Consider the following 14585-nt stretch of genomic DNA (forward strand, 5'->3'; position numbering starts at 1 on the left):
GAGCAGCTGCTGCTGGCTCACACGCAGGGCGCGGTAGGCCTCGTCGCGTTGCAGCAGGGTCAGGTAGGAGCGCGAGTGATAGCGGATGCGCGCCACCAGCTCGATGTTGTCCGGCAGCTTGACCAGGTAGTCGTTGGCCCCGGCAGCGAAGGCCGCGCTCTTGACCAGCGGGTCTTCCTTGGTCGACAGGACGATGATCGGGATATCCTGGGTGGCCGGGTGGGTGCGGTACTCGCGCACCAGAGTCAGTCCATCAAGGCCGGGCATGATCAGGTCCTGGAGGATCACCGTCGGCTTGATCTGCATGGCCTGGGCGATCGCCTGGTGGGGATCGGCGCAGAAGTGGAAATCGATGTTCTCTTCGTGCGCCAGGCCACGACGCACCGCCTCGCCGATCATCGCCTGGTCGTCGACCAGCAGGACCATCGCCGAGTTTTCATTGGTGGTCGTGAAACCGTCGATCGGTAGATCTTTCATGCGTAGTCACCCATCACTGCCGCCCAGGCGGCGTGAAAAAATCGTGTCGTCATTTTGAAAATTTCTCCATCAGCCGGGCGGCGATGCGCTCGAGCGGGCGGATCTCCACTGCGGCGTCCATGGCCGCGGCCGCCTTGGGCATGCCATAGACCGCACTGCTCTGCTGGTCCTGGGCGATGGTCAGGTAGCCCTGCTGACGCATCAGCTTCAGGCCCTTGGCGCCATCCTGGCCCATCCCGGTCAGCAGCACCCCCACGGCATCGCCGGTCCAGAAGCGCGCCACGCTTTCGAAGAACACGTCGATCGAGGGACGGTAGATCTCGTTGACCGGTTCGGCGGTGTAGGCCAGCAGGCCGTTTTTCAGGAGACGTATGTGATGGTTGGTACCGGCCAGCAGCACCTCGCCCGGTTGTGGCGGTTCGCCCTCGCAGGCAAGGCGCACCTTGAGCCCCGAGGCGCTGCTCAGCCACTCGGCCATGCCGGCGGCGAATACCTGGTCCACGTGCTGGACCAGCACGATGGCCGCGGGAAAGTCGCGCGGCAAGGCCTTGAGCAGTATTTCGAGGGCAGCCGGCCCGCCCGCCGAAGAGCCGATGGCGACCAGGCCGCGGCGTTGCGACGCCTGGCGCAGGGGCGCGGCCAGGGGCCGGGCGGCGCTGCTGCTTTGCTGGCCGATCAGCCAGCCGATGTTGAGGATCTTGCGCAATAGCGGCGCCGCGGCCTCGCGCGGATCGCCCGCGCCCAGGGCCGGGGTATCGACAACATCAAGGGCGCCGTGTCCCATGGCCTCGAATACCCGGTGCACGTTCTGCTTGTGGTCGACCGTGACGATGACAATGGCGCAGGGGGTCTGGGCCATGATCCGCCGGGTCGCCTCGACCCCGTCCATCACCGGCATGATCAGGTCCATCAGGATCAGGTCCGGCGTCTGTTCGCTGCAGCGCTGCACGGCCTCGGCGCCATTGGCCGCCACCCACACCACCTGGTGCGCGGGCTCGTAGGCAAGCGCCCGGCGCAAGGCTTCCACGGCCATGGGCATATCGTTGACGATGGCGATTCTCATCCCTGTGCACCTCCGATCAACTCCACCACGGCATCCAGCAACGCGTCATCATGGAAGCTGGCCTTCGCCAAATAGTAGTCGGCTCCGGCATCCAGTCCACGCCGGCGATCTTCCTCGCGGTCCTTGTAGGACACCACCATGACCGGCAATGACTGCAGGCGGTGGTCGCGGCGCACCAGGCTGACCAGCTCGATGCCGTCCATGCGCGGCATGTCGATGTCGGTGATCAGCAGGTCGAAATCTTCACCCCGCAGGGCGTTCCAGCCATCCATCCCGTCGACCGCCACGGCCACGTCATAGCCCCGGTTGCCCAACAGCTTGCGTTGCAGTTCGCGCACGGTAAGCGAATCGTCGACCACCAGCACGCGCTTGCGCGGCGCGCCCCGTACGACGCGCGAACCCCGCTCGATGCGCTCCAGGCGACCGGTGCTGAGCAGCTTCTCGACCGAGCGCAGCAGGTCTTCGACGTCGATGATCAGCACCACCGATCCATCGTCGAGCAGGGCCCCGGCCGAGATGTCCTGAACCTTGCCCAGGCGCGGATCGAGCGGCATCACCACCAGCACGCGTTCGCCAATCAGCCGCTCGACGGCCACGCCATACAGCTGCTCGCGCTCGCGGATCACCACCACGCGAATGCTCTGTTCTTCGCCCTGGCCGGCCGGCCGGTTGAGCAGCTGGCTGGCCGATACCAGGCCGATATGGCGTTGCTCGTGCCAGAAATGCTGGCGACCCTCGATCTGCACGATCGACTCGGCGGGCACGTCAAGGGTGCGCTCGATATGGGCCAGGGGAAAGGCGTAGGCTTCGCCGCCCACTTCGACCACCAGGCTGCGGACCACCGACAACGTCAGCGGGACTTCAAGATGAAAGCGGCTGCCCTGCCCTGGCACCTGGGTCAGTTCGATGGACCCGCGCAGCTCGCGGACCATGTGCTGCACAGCGTCCAGGCCCACGCCGCGGCCCGAGACCTCGGTGACTTTGTCGCGCAGGCTGAAGCCGGGAAGGAACAGGAAGGTCAGCAGCTCCGCGTCGCTCATCTGCGCCACGGTCTCGGCGGGTGACAACGCCCGCTCGACGATGCTGCGGCGCAGACGCTCAAGGTCGACGCCAGCGCCATCATCGCTCAGTTCCAGCACCAGCAGGCCGGCCTGGTGCGAGGCGCGCAGGCGGATCACACCTTCGCTGGGCTTGCCGGCCAGCAGGCGCCGCTCGGGCGACTCGATGCCATGGTCGACCGCGTTGCGCAGCAGGTGCGTCAAAGGCGCATCGAGTTTTTCCAGCACCTCGCGATCGACCTGGGTCTTCTCGCCCTCGATCTGCAGGCTCACCTGCTTGCCCAGCGAGCGGCCAAGATCACGCACCATCCGGCTCTGCCCGGCGAGCACATCGGCGAAGGGGCGCATGCGGCAGGCCAGTGCGGTGTCATAGAGCAGTTGCGCACGCTGGCTGGCCTGCCAGCCGAACTCGTCGAGGTCGCTGGCCTGCTGCTGCAGGATCTGCTGGGTTTCGCCCAGCAGGCGCTGGGTCTGAACCAGCGTCTCGAGCACGTCGGCGCCCTGCCCGCTGGCTTCCAGCTGTTCCTTGAGGCCATCGAGGGCACGCATGCCCTGGCCGTGCATGCGCCTGAGGCGCTGCAAGGTGGCCAGGTAGGGTTTCAGGCGCTGGGTTTCGACCAGCGATTTGCTCGACAGGTCGAGCAGGCTGTTCAGGCGCTCGGCGGTGACCCTCAGCACGCGCTCGCCGCTTTCGCTGCCGCCCTTGCTTCTGGGCGCTGGCGAGGCGGGCTCGGGGATGGCCGCCGGGGCGGCCTCGGACGCAGCAGGTTCAGGCTCGCCGGGGATGACCACGGGCGCTGCTGGAGTACGTGCAGGTGGCGCACCGCGTGGATCGAGCAGTGCGGCCATCAGCACCAGGAACCCCGGCACCGCCGCTTCGCTGCCGGTGTCCGCCGGGGTAGCGATGCGCATCAGCAGGTCGGTGCCTTGCAGCAAGGCGTCGATGTGCTCGGCGCGCAGGGTCAGGCGGCCTTCCTGGGCCGCGACCAGGCAATCTTCCATCACATGGGCGACGCTGACCCCGGCATCGACCCCGACGATCCGCGCGGCGCCCTTGAGCGAGTGCGCCGCGCGCATGCACGCTTCCAGCTGGTCGGCCTGGGTCGGGTTGCGTTCCAGCGCCAGCAGGCCCGCGCTCAGCACCTGGGTCTGGGCGTCCGCCTCCAGGCTGAACAGTTCCAGCAGCGAGGCATCGCGCATTTGCTCGGGGGTCATGAAAAGCTCCGGGTCACGGCGGACAGGATTTGTCGTTCATCCAGCACCCTCACGCTGCGTCCACGCCATTGAAGCACCGCGGCGGTGAAGGGCCCCGCCTGCTGCTCGCCCTCCAGCCGCGCCGGGTCCAGGCCATGGATGCCATCGACCTCGTCCACCGGCAGCACCACTGCCCCGCCTTCGGCGGCGAGGATCAGCATGCGCGGCATCGCCCGGGAACCTTCTTCGGTCGTGGGCAGACGCTCGACCCCCAGCAGATCGACCAGGGACAGGCAGGGCACCAGCGCTCCCCGCACGTTGGCCACGCCCTGCAGCACACGAGAACGCTGGTGTGGCAGCGAGTGGACCGGCTGCAGCGGGGCGACCTCGGCAAGGCATGCCGTGGCCAGTGCCAGCCACTCCTCGCCCAGGCGAAACAGCAGCATCGAACGCCGCGGGCCACCTTCTTCACGGACGGGAGCCTCCGCCTGCTCATCCTGCAGCAAGGCGTAACGGTCGAGCAGGCGGGTCGCGGCGCTGGCGTAGACCTCGCAGTTGCGACAATGAATATGGCGTTCGAGCAACGGGCATTGCTTGTCGCCATGCACGCCGATGCGGTTCCAGCAATCATCGATGTGCGTTTCGTCCCGGGTGCCCAGCGGCCCCGGATGCTCCTGGCTCATTGCTCACCCTCACGCACGGCGCGCGCGGCGCGGGCCTGCAGGCGCCGCGCGCCCGCTTCGTCGCCTTGTGACGCAAGGAGCGCCGCCAGGTGCACCAAGGTTTCGCGGTGCTGCGGCTCAAGGTACAACGCCTTGCGGTAGTGCCCCTGCGCCTGCTGGACATCTCCCGCCGTGTCACAGAGCAGGCCCAGCCAGTAGTAGACCTGTGCCTTGGGAGCAAACTCGCGCAGGTAGCGCTCGCAAGCTGCTCGCGCCTGCTGGCTGTTACCAGCGTCGGCCAGCAGGCCGATCTGGCCGAGCAACTCGCGCTCGCCATCGGGAGGCGGCGTGACAACCACCTTGCCGGGCAGTGGCCGCGAGGTTCTTGCCAGCGGGGCGGCGGGCCGCGGCACGTGAGCGATGGCGGCGCCAAGGCGCGGCGAATGGCTCACAGGCGCCACGGCGGCGCGCACAGGCTCGTCCTGGCGGACATAGGCAAACGACTGGGCGATGCCGACCGGACGCATCCCCAGCCGTGTCAGCAGGCTGCCCTCGGCCGGGCCGATGAACAATACGCCCTGAGGGTGGGCCAGGCACTTGAGCATCTCGAATACCCGCTGCTGGGTCGGGACATCGAAATAGATCAGCAGGTTGCGGCAGAACACGAAGTCGTAGGTCCCTTCCCGCGCCTTTAGCGCCGGATCCAGCACATTGCCAAGCTGCAGGCTGACCTGCTGGCGCACCTGCTCGTGCAGGCGATGACCCTCGGGCGTGTCGGTGAAGTGCTGCTCGCGAAACGCCAGGGCCTGGCCGCGGAACGAGTTGCGACCGTACACGGCCTGTTGCCCGCGGGCGATGGAAAGCGGGCTGATGTCCATGCCGTCGATCCGGAACGCGCTGCCTGGCACCCCCGCATCAAGCAATGCCATGGCGATCGAGTACGGCTCCTCGCCGGTCGAGCATGGCAGGCTGAGGATGCGCAACGGGCGCGCGCCCGCGAGCTCCGCCAGGCGCTTCTGGGCCAGGCCGACCAGCGCGGTGAAGGATTCCGGATAACGGAAGAACCACGTCTCGGGGACGATCACCGCTTCGATCAACGCAAGCTGCTCGTCGCTCGATTGCTGCAGGCGCAGCCAGTAGTCGTCCAGGCCGCGGGCTTCCAGCGTGGCGCAGCGCTGGCGCAGGGCGCGTTCGACCATGGGCGCTCCGACCGACTCGACGTCCAGGCCGATGCGTTCCTTGAGAAAGCGGAAGAACCGTTGTTCGCCGCTCATGACGACACCTGCCGGGCATCGACGGGAAACAGCAGCGCGCGGCTTTCGGCAGACAGCAGCTCATCGACACGGATACGCTGCAACAACCCCTGGGCGTCCTGGCGCACCGGACCGAGATAGGGCGCGTCGGCGTTGTCCAGGCCATAGGGGCGAAAGTCGTCAGGCGGGCAGCGCAAGGTGTCGGTGGCCTGCTGCAGGATCAACCCCAACTGCAGGTCAGGGCGCGCTGCGTCGGCACGGTAGTGCACCAGCACCAGTCGGGTACTGGTGCGCTGGGGCGCCGGCTCGCCGAACGCCAGCGCACCGATGTCGATGACCGGCACCAGCACCCCGCGATGGGCGAGAATCCCGGCAACCCAATGAGGGGCATGAGCGATGGGCTTGAGCACACGCAGTGGCAGCACCTCGACCACTTCGCGCACATCCAGGGCAAAGCGCTGGGCACCGAGGTGGAACAACAGGTACAACACGCCCTTGGCGGAGGCCGCCGGGGCTTTGCTAAGCGGGATGTCGGTCATCGCGTCAGACTTTGAACCGCGAGACACCGCCCCGCAGCCCCGCGGCCACCTGGCTGAGCTCGTCGATGGCAAAGCTTGCCTGGCGCAGCGACTCCACGGTCTGGGTGCTGGCATCGCTGAGCTGGGCCAGCGCATGGTTGATCTGCTCGGCGCCCGTCGCCTGGGCCTGCATGCCCTCGTTGACCATCAGCACCCGCGGCGCCAGGGCCTGTACCTGATGAATGATCTGGCTGAGCTGCTCACCGACCTGCTGCACCTCGAACATGCCCCGGCGCACTTCCTCGGAGAACTTGTCCATGCCCATGACGCCGGCCGACACGGACGACTGGATCTCGCGCACCATCTGCTCGATGTCGTAGGTGGCCACCGCGGTCTGGTCGGCCAGGCGCCGCACCTCGGTGGCGACCACGGCGAAACCGCGGCCGTATTCACCGGCCTTCTCGGCCTCGATCGCGGCGTTGAGCGAGAGCAGGTTGGTCTGGTCGGCGACCTTGACGATGGTCACCACCACCTGGTTGATGTTGCTGGCCTTCTCGTTGAGGATGCCCAGCTTGGCGTTGACCAGGTCGGCCGCGCCCATGACCTGGTGCATGGTTTCTTCCATGCGCGACAGGCCCTGCTGGCCCGAGCCTGCCAGGATCGAGGCCTGGTCGGCGGCACTGGTGACTTCGGTCATGGTGCGCACCAGGTCGCGGGACGTCGCGGCGATCTCGCGCGAGGTGGCGCCAATCTCGGTCGTGGTGGCCGCCGTTTCGGTCGCCGTGGCCTGCTGCTGCTTGGAGGTGGCAGCAATCTCGGTCACCGAGGTGGTTACCTGCACCGAGGAGCGCTGGGCCTGGGACACCAGGCCGCCCAGAGCTTCCATCATGTCGTTGAAGCCGGTCTCGATGGCGCCGAACTCGTCCTTGCGGTCCAGGTTCAGACGCACGCTAAGGTCACCCGAGCGCAGCTTGTCGAGCGCCCTGACGATACGCTGCATGGGTGCGGTGATGGCCCGCATCAGCATCAGCCCGCAGATGCCGGCGGCGATCATGGCGAGGACCAGCGAGACGATCATGCTGCCTTTGGCCGTGGTCACGGCCGTGACGATTGCGTCGGTGGCCTGGTCAGAGGTCTCCCGGTTGCGTTCGATCACTTCGTTGAGGTGCGTGCGCCCCACGCTCCAGGCAGGTGTGAGCACTTCGGCGATCAGTCGCTCGGCCTCGCTGTAATTGCCCTGGCGGTACACCTCGAGCACCTGCTCGACTGCCTTGAGGTAGGCCTGCTCCTGCTGCACGAACACGTCGAAGCTTGCCTGGTCCTCAGGCGAGCGGATGGTGTCCTGGTAGTGGCTCATGTGCTGTTTGAGGCGGCTTTCGAAACTCTTGTACAGGTCCATGTCGGCCTGGGTCAGCGCGCGGCGGCCGCTCAAGCCGACCAGCTGCTGGCTGGTGACATAGCTGTCGACCCAGGCACCGCGGATCATCGAGCTGTAGTAGACACCCGGAATGCTGTCCGAGCCCACCGCCTCCTCGCTCGACTCGATCGCCACCAACCGCGAGTAGGCAGCCACGATCATCAGCAGCATGATGGCGATGATCACGGCAAAACTTGCCAGGATCCGTTGGCGCAACGTCCAGTTCTTCACAGACAGCCCTCAAGAATTCGATACGAGCGGGAAAAGGGGCGAGTATAGCCCAGTGGCCCTGTGCATCGTCGCTTGCGTGAAGGGAATATCGGGCATCCGTGCCCTTCGGGATACCGAAGCGCTGCTATTGCTGCGTCGCGGCAAGACGGACCTGGCTTTCCAGCTCCTCGCGCAGGCCGGGCTCGAGCTTGAGCTGGCGCGCCAGTTCGTCGAGGTAGGTGCGTTCCATGAAGTTCTGCTCATCGACCAGCATGTGGCTGGCAATGTACATCTCGGCAGCCATTTCCGGGGTTTGCGCCGCGCGCGCCACATCGGCGGGGTCGAGTGGCTTGTTCAGTTCGGCATGCAGCCAGCTTTGCAGCTCGCGGTCATTGTCCAGCTTGCCGAACTCGCCCTCGATGAGCTGGCGCTCGCGCTCGTCGATATGCCCATCGGCCTTGGCCGCCGCCACCAGCGCCGTGAGAATCGCCTGGCTGTGCTGCTCGGCCTGTTCCGGTGGCAGGCGGTCGAGGGTCTGTGGCTCGGCGGCGTTGCCATTGCCCTGTCGCGCCTGCCAGTTGCCGTAGGCCTTGTACGCCAGCACGCCGAGCGCGGCCAGCCCCCCGTAGGTGAGCGCCTTGCCGCCATACTTGCGAGCGCCCTTGTTACCCAGCAGCATGCCCATGACACTGGCCGCCAGCGCGCCGCCGCCGGCACCTGAAAGCATCCCGCCCAGTCCGCCGCCGCCCTTGCCCTTCGCGCCGCCGAGCAGGTCCCCCAGCCCGGGAATCTTGCTGGCAGCGCCTTTGGCTTGCGGGTTCTGCAACAGCTCCTGGCCGGACTTGAGCAACTGGTCGAGCAGGCCTCGGGTGTTCATGTGACACCTCCTTCAACAGGAAAACGAATGCTCAGGTTAGGGGCATTGGCTGAACTGTGGCTTAAGGCAAACGCCGTTCAGTCACGAAGATCAGACTCATGGATCGGGCTCGAGCGGCTGGTCGCGCGCTGGTATTGCGCAGGCCAGGTGGCCTTGTTGCCGCCCAGGTCATCGTCGGCGTGCAGCGGCCAGTACGGGTCACGGAGCAGTTCACGGGCCAGCAGGATGATGTCGGCCTGGCCGGTGCGCAGGATGTGCTCGGCCTGGGCCGGCTCGGTGATCATGCCAACGGTGCCGGTGGCGATTTCCGACTCCTGGCGCACGCGCTCGGCGAAGCGGGTCTGGTAGCCGGGGCCGGTGGGGATCTCGGCGTTCACCGAGGTACCGCCGGACGATACGTCGATCAGATCGACGCCCAGGGCCCGCAAGCGCCGCGCCAGCTCGACGGTTTCATCGGGGTTCCAGCCGTCCTCGACCCAGTCGGTGGCCGACACCCGCACGAAGAGCGGCAGCTCCTCAGGCCACACGGCGCGCACGGCCTTGGTCACCTGCAGCGTCAGGCGGATACGGTTCTCGAAATTGCCACCGTAGTCGTCACGCCGCTGGTTGCTCAAGGGCGACAGGAACTGATGCAGCAGGTAACCATGGGCGGCATGCACCTCGGCGACCTTGAAACCGGCGTCCAGCGCCCGCCTGGCGGACGTGACGAAGGCGTCGATGATGTCCTGGATCTGGCCTGGGTCCAGCTCGAGCGGCGCGGTGTGTTCCGGGTCGAAGGCGATCTTCGAGGGACCCACGGGCTGCCAGCCACCCTCCTCCACCTTGACGCTGCCATGCTTGCCCAGCCAGGGGCGATGGGTGCTGGCCTTGCGCCCGGCATGCGCCAGCTGGATGCCAGGAACGGCGCCCTGGGCGGTGATGAAACGGGTGATGCGTTGCAGCGGCGCGATCTGCGCGTCGTCCCACAGGCCCAGGTCCTGCGCGGTGATCCGGCCATCGGCGGTCACCGCCACGGCCTCGGTGAACACCAGGCCGGCACCGCCGACCGCGCGGCTGCCCAGGTGCACCAGGTGCCAGTCGTTGGCCAGGCCATCGACACTGGAATACTGGCACATGGGCGAGACGGCGATACGGTTGGGCAACGTCAGCTGACGCAGGGTGTAGGGCTCAAGCAGCAGGCTCATGGGGACCTCCCGGGACTCCAATGGTTTTCCGGCCCGGACCCTCGTGTGCTGCGGGGCCCGGTGCCATGTCTGTCTGAGCCTAGACCAGTTTGCCCCGCGCCGGTTCAGCGTGGTTCGATGTGCGCGATCAGCAATTGCACGCTTTCCTTGCCGCGGAACTCGTTGACATCGAGCTTGTAGGCCAGCTCCACCCAGCGCACCGTCGGGTTCGGCCAGACCTCGCGATCGATGCCAAAGGCGATGCCATCAAGCTTCACCGCCCCGCATTCGCTCTTGAGCACGACTTTCAGGTGCCGCTCGCCGACCACACGCTGCTCGACCAGCTGAAACATCCCGTGGAACAGCGGTTCAGGAAAATGCTGGCCCCAGGGCCCCGCGTTGCGCAGGGCCCGTGCCAGCTCCAGATGAAATTCCTCGACCGCCAGGCTGCCGTCCGACAGCAGACGACCGGTCAGGTCTTCCTCGCGTAACTGGCGCCGCACCTCTTCATCAAATGCCTGGGCGAACGCCGGGAAGTTGTCCGCTGGCAGCGACAGGCCAGCGGCCATCGCGTGGCCGCCAAACTTGCTGATCAAGTGCGGATGCCGTGCCGCCACGGCATCCAGCGCGTCACGCACATGGAACCCAGGCACCGAGCGCGCCGAGCCCTTGAGCATGCCCTCGCCCGCATCGGCAAAGGCGATGGTCGGGCGGTGGTACCGCTCCTTGAGGCGCGAGGCGAGAATCCCGATCACGCCCTGGTGCCAGTCGGCATCGAACAGGCACAGGCCGTAGGGCATGTCCTCCACGGGCAGGTCCTTGAGCTGGGCCAGGGCCTCGCGCTGCATGCCCTGCTCGATGGACTTGCGGTCCTGGTTCAGCGAGTCCAGCTGACCCGCCATTTCCCGCGCCAGCGCCGGGTCGTCGCAGAGCAGGCATTCGATGCCAAGGCTCATGTCGTCCAGCCTTCCGGCAGCATTCAGCCGCGGTCCCAGGATGAAGCCCAGGTCGGTGGAGGTGATGCGTGCATGCTCGCGACGGGCGACTTCCAGGATCGCCTTGAGCCCGGGCCGCGCGCGCCCGGCCCGGATACGCTCCAGCCCCTGGTGCACCAGGATGCGGTTGTTGGCGTCCAGCGGCACCACGTCGGCAACGCTGCCAAGCGCCACGAGGTCGAGCAGCTCGCCGATGTTCGGCTGCGGCGTGGCGTCGTAGCGGCCCAGGCTGCGCAGACGGGCACGCAACGCCATGAGCACATAGAAGATGACCCCGACACCGGCCAGCGACTTGCTGGGGAATTCGCAACCCGGCTGGTTCGGGTTGACGATGGCATCGGCCTGGGGCAGTTCAGCCCCCGGCAGGTGGTGGTCGGTGACCAGCACCTTGAGCCCGGCAGCCTTGGCCGCGGCGACGCCTTCGACACTGGAGATGCCGTTGTCCACGGTGACCAGCAGCTGCGGCTGGCGCGTCAGGGCAACCTCGACGATCTCGGGCGTCAGCCCATAGCCGTACTCGAAGCGATTGGGCACCAGGTAGTCGACGTGGGCCGCGCCCAGCAGGCGCAGGCCGAGCACGCCGACGCTGCTGGCGGTGGCGCCATCGGCGTCGAAGTCACCGACGATCAGGATCCGCTGGCGCTGCTCGAGGGCCTCGACCAGCAAGTCGACCGCCGCCTCGATCCCTTTGAGCTGCTGGAACGGCAGCAGCCGCGCCAGGCTCTTGTCCAGCTCGGCCTCGGACCGCACGCCGCGGGCGGCATACAGGCGGGTCAGCAGGGGCGGCAGATTGCCCAGCAACGGCAGGGGCGATGGCAGGGAACGGGATTCGATACGCATGGGGTCTTCGACAGTCGTTGGGTTCAGGTCAGCCGCGCTCGCCGAGCAGCCATTCAAGCTGCACTTCGTGCTGGCCGCGGTCATCGGTGACGAAGACCGTGCCTTCGCTGATCATCACGTCCCACTTGATCGATCGCGGCATGTCGGTGGCGAGGACTTCCAGCACCTCTTGCGGCACGGCCGCGATATTGAGGTTCTTGAGGCCCTTGACCGCGTCGACCACCTTGTTCTGCCACACCCGCAAGCTGCCGTAGGCCAGCAGGCTGGTACGCTCGGTGCGGCGCGAGCACCAGGTGAGGCGATCGGCGTCGGGCTGGCCGACCTCGATCCAGTGCAGCACGCGGCCGTCCAGGCTCTTTTCCCACAACGCCGCTTCATCGACATCCGACAGGCCACGGCCAAAGGCCAGTTGCTCGTTGTACCAGAGCGCATAGCCCAGCAGGCGCACGGCCATGCGCTCTTCGGTTTCGGAAGGGTGGCGGGCAATGGTCTGCTTGATGCTTTCGTACACCCCGCGATCAAGATCGGTCAGGTTCAGTTCGAATTTGTAGGTGGTGGACGGCTGGGCCATGGGACGGGCTTCGTGCGGGGGAAAAGTCGTACAGTCTACCCGATCCTTGCCCTGCATGCGCCGGGGCAGTATCTGCCGTTCGCGACCTATGATAAAACTTCAGGCTCTGCCAGCCGCAACGGACGCCCCATGCCCACGCCTAGCAAACCTCTCGCCGGCCTCAAGGTCATCGAGCTCGGCACTCTGATCGCCGGCCCCTTTGCCTCGCGCATCTGCGCCGAGTTTGGCGCCGACGTGATCAAGGTCGAGTCGCCAGACGGCGGCGACCCGCTGCGCAAATGGCGCAAGCTGTACGAGGGCACGTCGCTGTGGTGGTTCGTGCAGGCCCGCAACAAGCAGTCGTTGACGCTCAACCTCAAGCACCCGGACGGGATCGAGATCCTCAAGCGCCTGCTGGCGGACGCCGATATCCTGATCGAGAACTTCCGCCCCGGCGTGCTTGAAAAGCTCGGCCTGGGCTGGGAGGTGCTGCATGCGCTCAATCCACGCCTGGTCATGGTCCGGCTCTCGGGGTTTGGCCAGACGGGCCCGATGAAGGACCAGCCGGGCTTTGGCGCGGTCGGCGAGTCGATGGGCGGGCTGCGCTACATCACAGGCTTCGAGGACCGTCCGCCGGTGCGCACGGGGATTTCCATCGGCGACTCGATCGCCGCGCTGTGGGGCGTGATCGGCGCACTGATGGCGCTGCGTCACCGCGAGGTCAACGGCGGCGATGGCCAGGTGGTGGACGTCGCCTTGTACGAGGCGATCTTCGCCATGATGGAAAGCATGGTTCCGGAATTCGACGTGTTCGGCTTTATCCGCGAGCGCACCGGCAACATCATGCCCGGCATCACCCCCTCCTCCATCCACACCAGCGCCGACGGCAAGCACGTGCAGATCGGCGCCAACGGCGATGCCATCTTCAAGCGCCTGATGCAGGCCATCGGCCGGGATGACCTGGCCGGCGATCCCGCGCTGGCCAGCAACGACGGGCGGGACCTGCGCCGTGACGAACTCTATGGCGTGATCGATCGATGGGCCGCCAGCCTGCCGCTCGATCAGCTGATGCAGTCGCTCAACGATGCCCAGGTGCCTGCCAGCCGCATCTATTCGGCCGAGGACATGTTCAAGGATCCGCAGTTCCTCGCCCGGGAGATGCTTCTCGATGCCAGGCTGCCGGACGGCAAACCCTTCAGGATGCCCGGCATCGTGCCCAAGCTGTCGGCCACGCCCGGCGCCACCGAGTGGGTCGGCCCGGCACTGGGCGAGCACACCGAGCCGCTGTTGCACGCGCTGGGCTACGACGACGCGGCCATCGCCCGCCTGCGCGAGACCGGCGCGGTCTGACCCATGCTTGAAAGCAGGATGCCCATGGGCGCACGCTCCCTTTTCCCATTCCGCTGGTTCCTCATGCTGCTGATGAGCGCGGCGCCGCTGCTGACGAGCCCGGCCGTGCAGGCCAAGGACCGGCTGTTCTGGCTGCTGCGCGATCTGCCGCCCTTCACCATTTTCGAAGGTGGTCAACAAGGCCAGGGGGTAATCGACACGCTACTGCCGCAGTTGATCGAGGGCATGCCCGGATACGACTACAGCCTTGCCCGGGTCAATCGAGCGCGCGCCATCCAGATGCTCCGCGAGCCCAGTTTCACCTGTGACCCGAGCCTGTTGTGGACAGCCGAGCGGGATCGTTACATCGCGTTTTCAGAACCTTTCCTTGGCGTGATGAGCAGCGGCCTGGTGGTGCGCAAGCAGAGCCAGGCGGTGGTTGCGCCGTACCTTGAGCAGCAGGAGGTCGACCTCAAACGCCTGCTCGGGCAGACGCGGCTCAAGCTGGGCATCGTCGCGGAACGCAGCTACAGCACCCAGGTGGACGACATCCTGCGCAGCCTGCCGGAGACCGCGATCAGCCGTCACTACGGCAACGAGGCGGTGGCCAGCCTGTTGCAGATGCAGCGCCTGGGGCGACTGCAACTGGTGCTGGGCTACTGGCACGAGATCCGCTACCTGATCCAGCAGCAAGGGGAGTCGCCGGACGACTATGCGTTCTATCCGATCCGGGGCGTGGGCCGGTATCAGTTCCTGCACGTGGGTTGCTCGGACACCGTGCAGGGCCGCGCGGCCATCAGCCAGGTGAACCAGATATTGCACGGGCTACGCAGCGACACCCTGCCCGGCCTGTATGCCCGCTGGCTGGACCCGCATCAGCGCGATGCGTATCTGGAGGACGCCCGGCACTTTTTCCAGGCTGATTGAAAGAGGGGCAAAAGAAACCCCGGGTCGCTGGGGAGAACGCCCGGGGTCAAAC

13 protein-coding genes are annotated in these 14585 nt (G+C 66.6%); 2 read left to right on the forward strand and 11 right to left on the reverse strand.

Annotated elements, in window-relative coordinates:
* From VJS90_RS07200 to VJS90_RS07250, 11 genes are all read right to left on the reverse strand, one after another.
* The coding region (locus VJS90_RS07200; protein ID WP_324120454.1) for a response regulator at window positions 1-477 on the reverse strand (477 nt) is incomplete at its 3' end.
* Between the two features lie 49 nt (window positions 478-526).
* Window positions 527-1540: a chemotaxis response regulator protein-glutamate methylesterase gene (locus tag VJS90_RS07205; protein ID WP_324120456.1), complete on the reverse strand. Its 1014-nt coding sequence runs from the start codon at window positions 1538-1540 to the stop codon at window positions 527-529.
* Window positions 1537-3813: a hybrid sensor histidine kinase/response regulator gene (locus VJS90_RS07210; protein WP_324120458.1), complete on the reverse strand. Its 2277-nt coding sequence runs from the start codon at window positions 3811-3813 to the stop codon at window positions 1537-1539. Before VJS90_RS07210 ends, VJS90_RS07205 begins: the two co-directional genes overlap by 4 nt.
* Complete coding sequence (locus VJS90_RS07215; protein WP_324120460.1) at window positions 3810-4475, reverse strand: chemotaxis protein CheW; 666 nt, start codon at window positions 4473-4475, stop codon at window positions 3810-3812. Before VJS90_RS07215 ends, VJS90_RS07210 begins: the two co-directional genes overlap by 4 nt.
* Window positions 4472-5728: a CheR family methyltransferase gene (locus tag VJS90_RS07220; protein WP_324120462.1), complete on the reverse strand. Its 1257-nt coding sequence runs from the start codon at window positions 5726-5728 to the stop codon at window positions 4472-4474. Before VJS90_RS07220 ends, VJS90_RS07215 begins: the two co-directional genes overlap by 4 nt.
* Window positions 5725-6246, reverse strand: a complete 522-nt coding sequence (locus VJS90_RS07225; protein ID WP_324120464.1) for a chemotaxis protein CheW — start codon at window positions 6244-6246, stop codon at window positions 5725-5727. Before VJS90_RS07225 ends, VJS90_RS07220 begins: the two co-directional genes overlap by 4 nt.
* 4 nt (window positions 6247-6250) lie before the next feature.
* Window positions 6251-7873 (reverse strand): methyl-accepting chemotaxis protein, encoded by a 1623-nt coding sequence (locus tag VJS90_RS07230; RefSeq protein ID WP_324120467.1) that lies wholly within the window; start codon window positions 7871-7873, stop codon window positions 6251-6253.
* A 124-nt stretch (window positions 7874-7997) separates the two neighbouring features.
* The gene (locus tag VJS90_RS07235; protein ID WP_324120469.1) at window positions 7998-8729 is read right to left on the reverse strand and encodes a tellurite resistance TerB family protein; all 732 of its coding nucleotides are present in this window, start codon (window positions 8727-8729) and stop codon (window positions 7998-8000) included.
* Between the two features lie 77 nt (window positions 8730-8806).
* Window positions 8807-9913: an NADH:flavin oxidoreductase/NADH oxidase gene (locus VJS90_RS07240; protein WP_324120470.1), complete on the reverse strand. Its 1107-nt coding sequence runs from the start codon at window positions 9911-9913 to the stop codon at window positions 8807-8809.
* 104 nt (window positions 9914-10017) lie between these two features.
* On the reverse strand, window positions 10018-11727 hold the full coding sequence (gene recJ, locus VJS90_RS07245) for a single-stranded-DNA-specific exonuclease RecJ (protein WP_324120472.1): 1710 nt from the start codon (window positions 11725-11727) through the stop codon (window positions 10018-10020).
* Window positions 11728-11755: 28 nt separating this feature from the next.
* Entirely contained in the window at window positions 11756-12298 is a 543-nt protein-coding gene (locus VJS90_RS07250) for a YaeQ family protein (protein WP_324120474.1), read from the reverse strand.
* A gap of 129 nt (window positions 12299-12427) precedes the next feature.
* On the opposite strand from VJS90_RS07250, the gene VJS90_RS07255 reads away from it, so the two are divergent.
* Together VJS90_RS07255 and VJS90_RS07260 are read left to right on the forward strand one after the other, a co-directional pair.
* Window positions 12428-13627, forward strand: coding sequence for a CaiB/BaiF CoA-transferase family protein (locus tag VJS90_RS07255; protein ID WP_324120476.1), 1200 nt, complete (start codon window positions 12428-12430; stop codon window positions 13625-13627).
* 24 nt (window positions 13628-13651) lie between these two features.
* On the forward strand, window positions 13652-14533 hold the full coding sequence (locus VJS90_RS07260; RefSeq protein WP_414704903.1) for a TIGR02285 family protein: 882 nt from the start codon (window positions 13652-13654) through the stop codon (window positions 14531-14533).
* The last annotated feature ends 52 nt before the right edge of the window (window positions 14534-14585 follow it).

Origin of the sequence: Pseudomonas sp. (assembly GCF_035277045.1) — a bacterium.
GTDB lineage: Bacteria > Pseudomonadota > Gammaproteobacteria > Pseudomonadales > Pseudomonadaceae > Aquipseudomonas.

What these genes read in the sequence shown, in the direction of transcription:
- recJ (WP_324120472.1), bottom strand. Translation starts at nt 11,727, where the DNA reads ATGCGTATCGAATCCCGTTCCCTGCCATCGCCCCTGCCGTTGCTGGGC.
- VJS90_RS07220 (WP_324120462.1), bottom strand. Translation starts at nt 5,728, where the DNA reads ATGAGCGGCGAACAACGGTTCTTCCGCTTTCTCAAGGAACGCATCGGC.
- VJS90_RS07260 (WP_414704903.1), top strand. Translation starts at nt 13,652, where the DNA reads ATGGGCGCACGCTCCCTTTTCCCATTCCGCTGGTTCCTCATGCTGCTG.
- VJS90_RS07225 (WP_324120464.1), bottom strand. Translation starts at nt 6,246, where the DNA reads ATGACCGACATCCCGCTTAGCAAAGCCCCGGCGGCCTCCGCCAAGGGC.
- VJS90_RS07240 (WP_324120470.1), bottom strand. Translation starts at nt 9,913, where the DNA reads ATGAGCCTGCTGCTTGAGCCCTACACCCTGCGTCAGCTGACGTTGCCC.
- VJS90_RS07235 (WP_324120469.1), bottom strand. Translation starts at nt 8,729, where the DNA reads ATGAACACCCGAGGCCTGCTCGACCAGTTGCTCAAGTCCGGCCAGGAG.
- VJS90_RS07250 (WP_324120474.1), bottom strand. Translation starts at nt 12,298, where the DNA reads ATGGCCCAGCCGTCCACCACCTACAAATTCGAACTGAACCTGACCGAT.
- VJS90_RS07210 (WP_324120458.1), bottom strand. Translation starts at nt 3,813, where the DNA reads ATGACCCCCGAGCAAATGCGCGATGCCTCGCTGCTGGAACTGTTCAGC.
- VJS90_RS07255 (WP_324120476.1), top strand. Translation starts at nt 12,428, where the DNA reads ATGCCCACGCCTAGCAAACCTCTCGCCGGCCTCAAGGTCATCGAGCTC.
- VJS90_RS07205 (WP_324120456.1), bottom strand. Translation starts at nt 1,540, where the DNA reads ATGAGAATCGCCATCGTCAACGATATGCCCATGGCCGTGGAAGCCTTG.
- VJS90_RS07215 (WP_324120460.1), bottom strand. Translation starts at nt 4,475, where the DNA reads ATGAGCCAGGAGCATCCGGGGCCGCTGGGCACCCGGGACGAAACGCAC.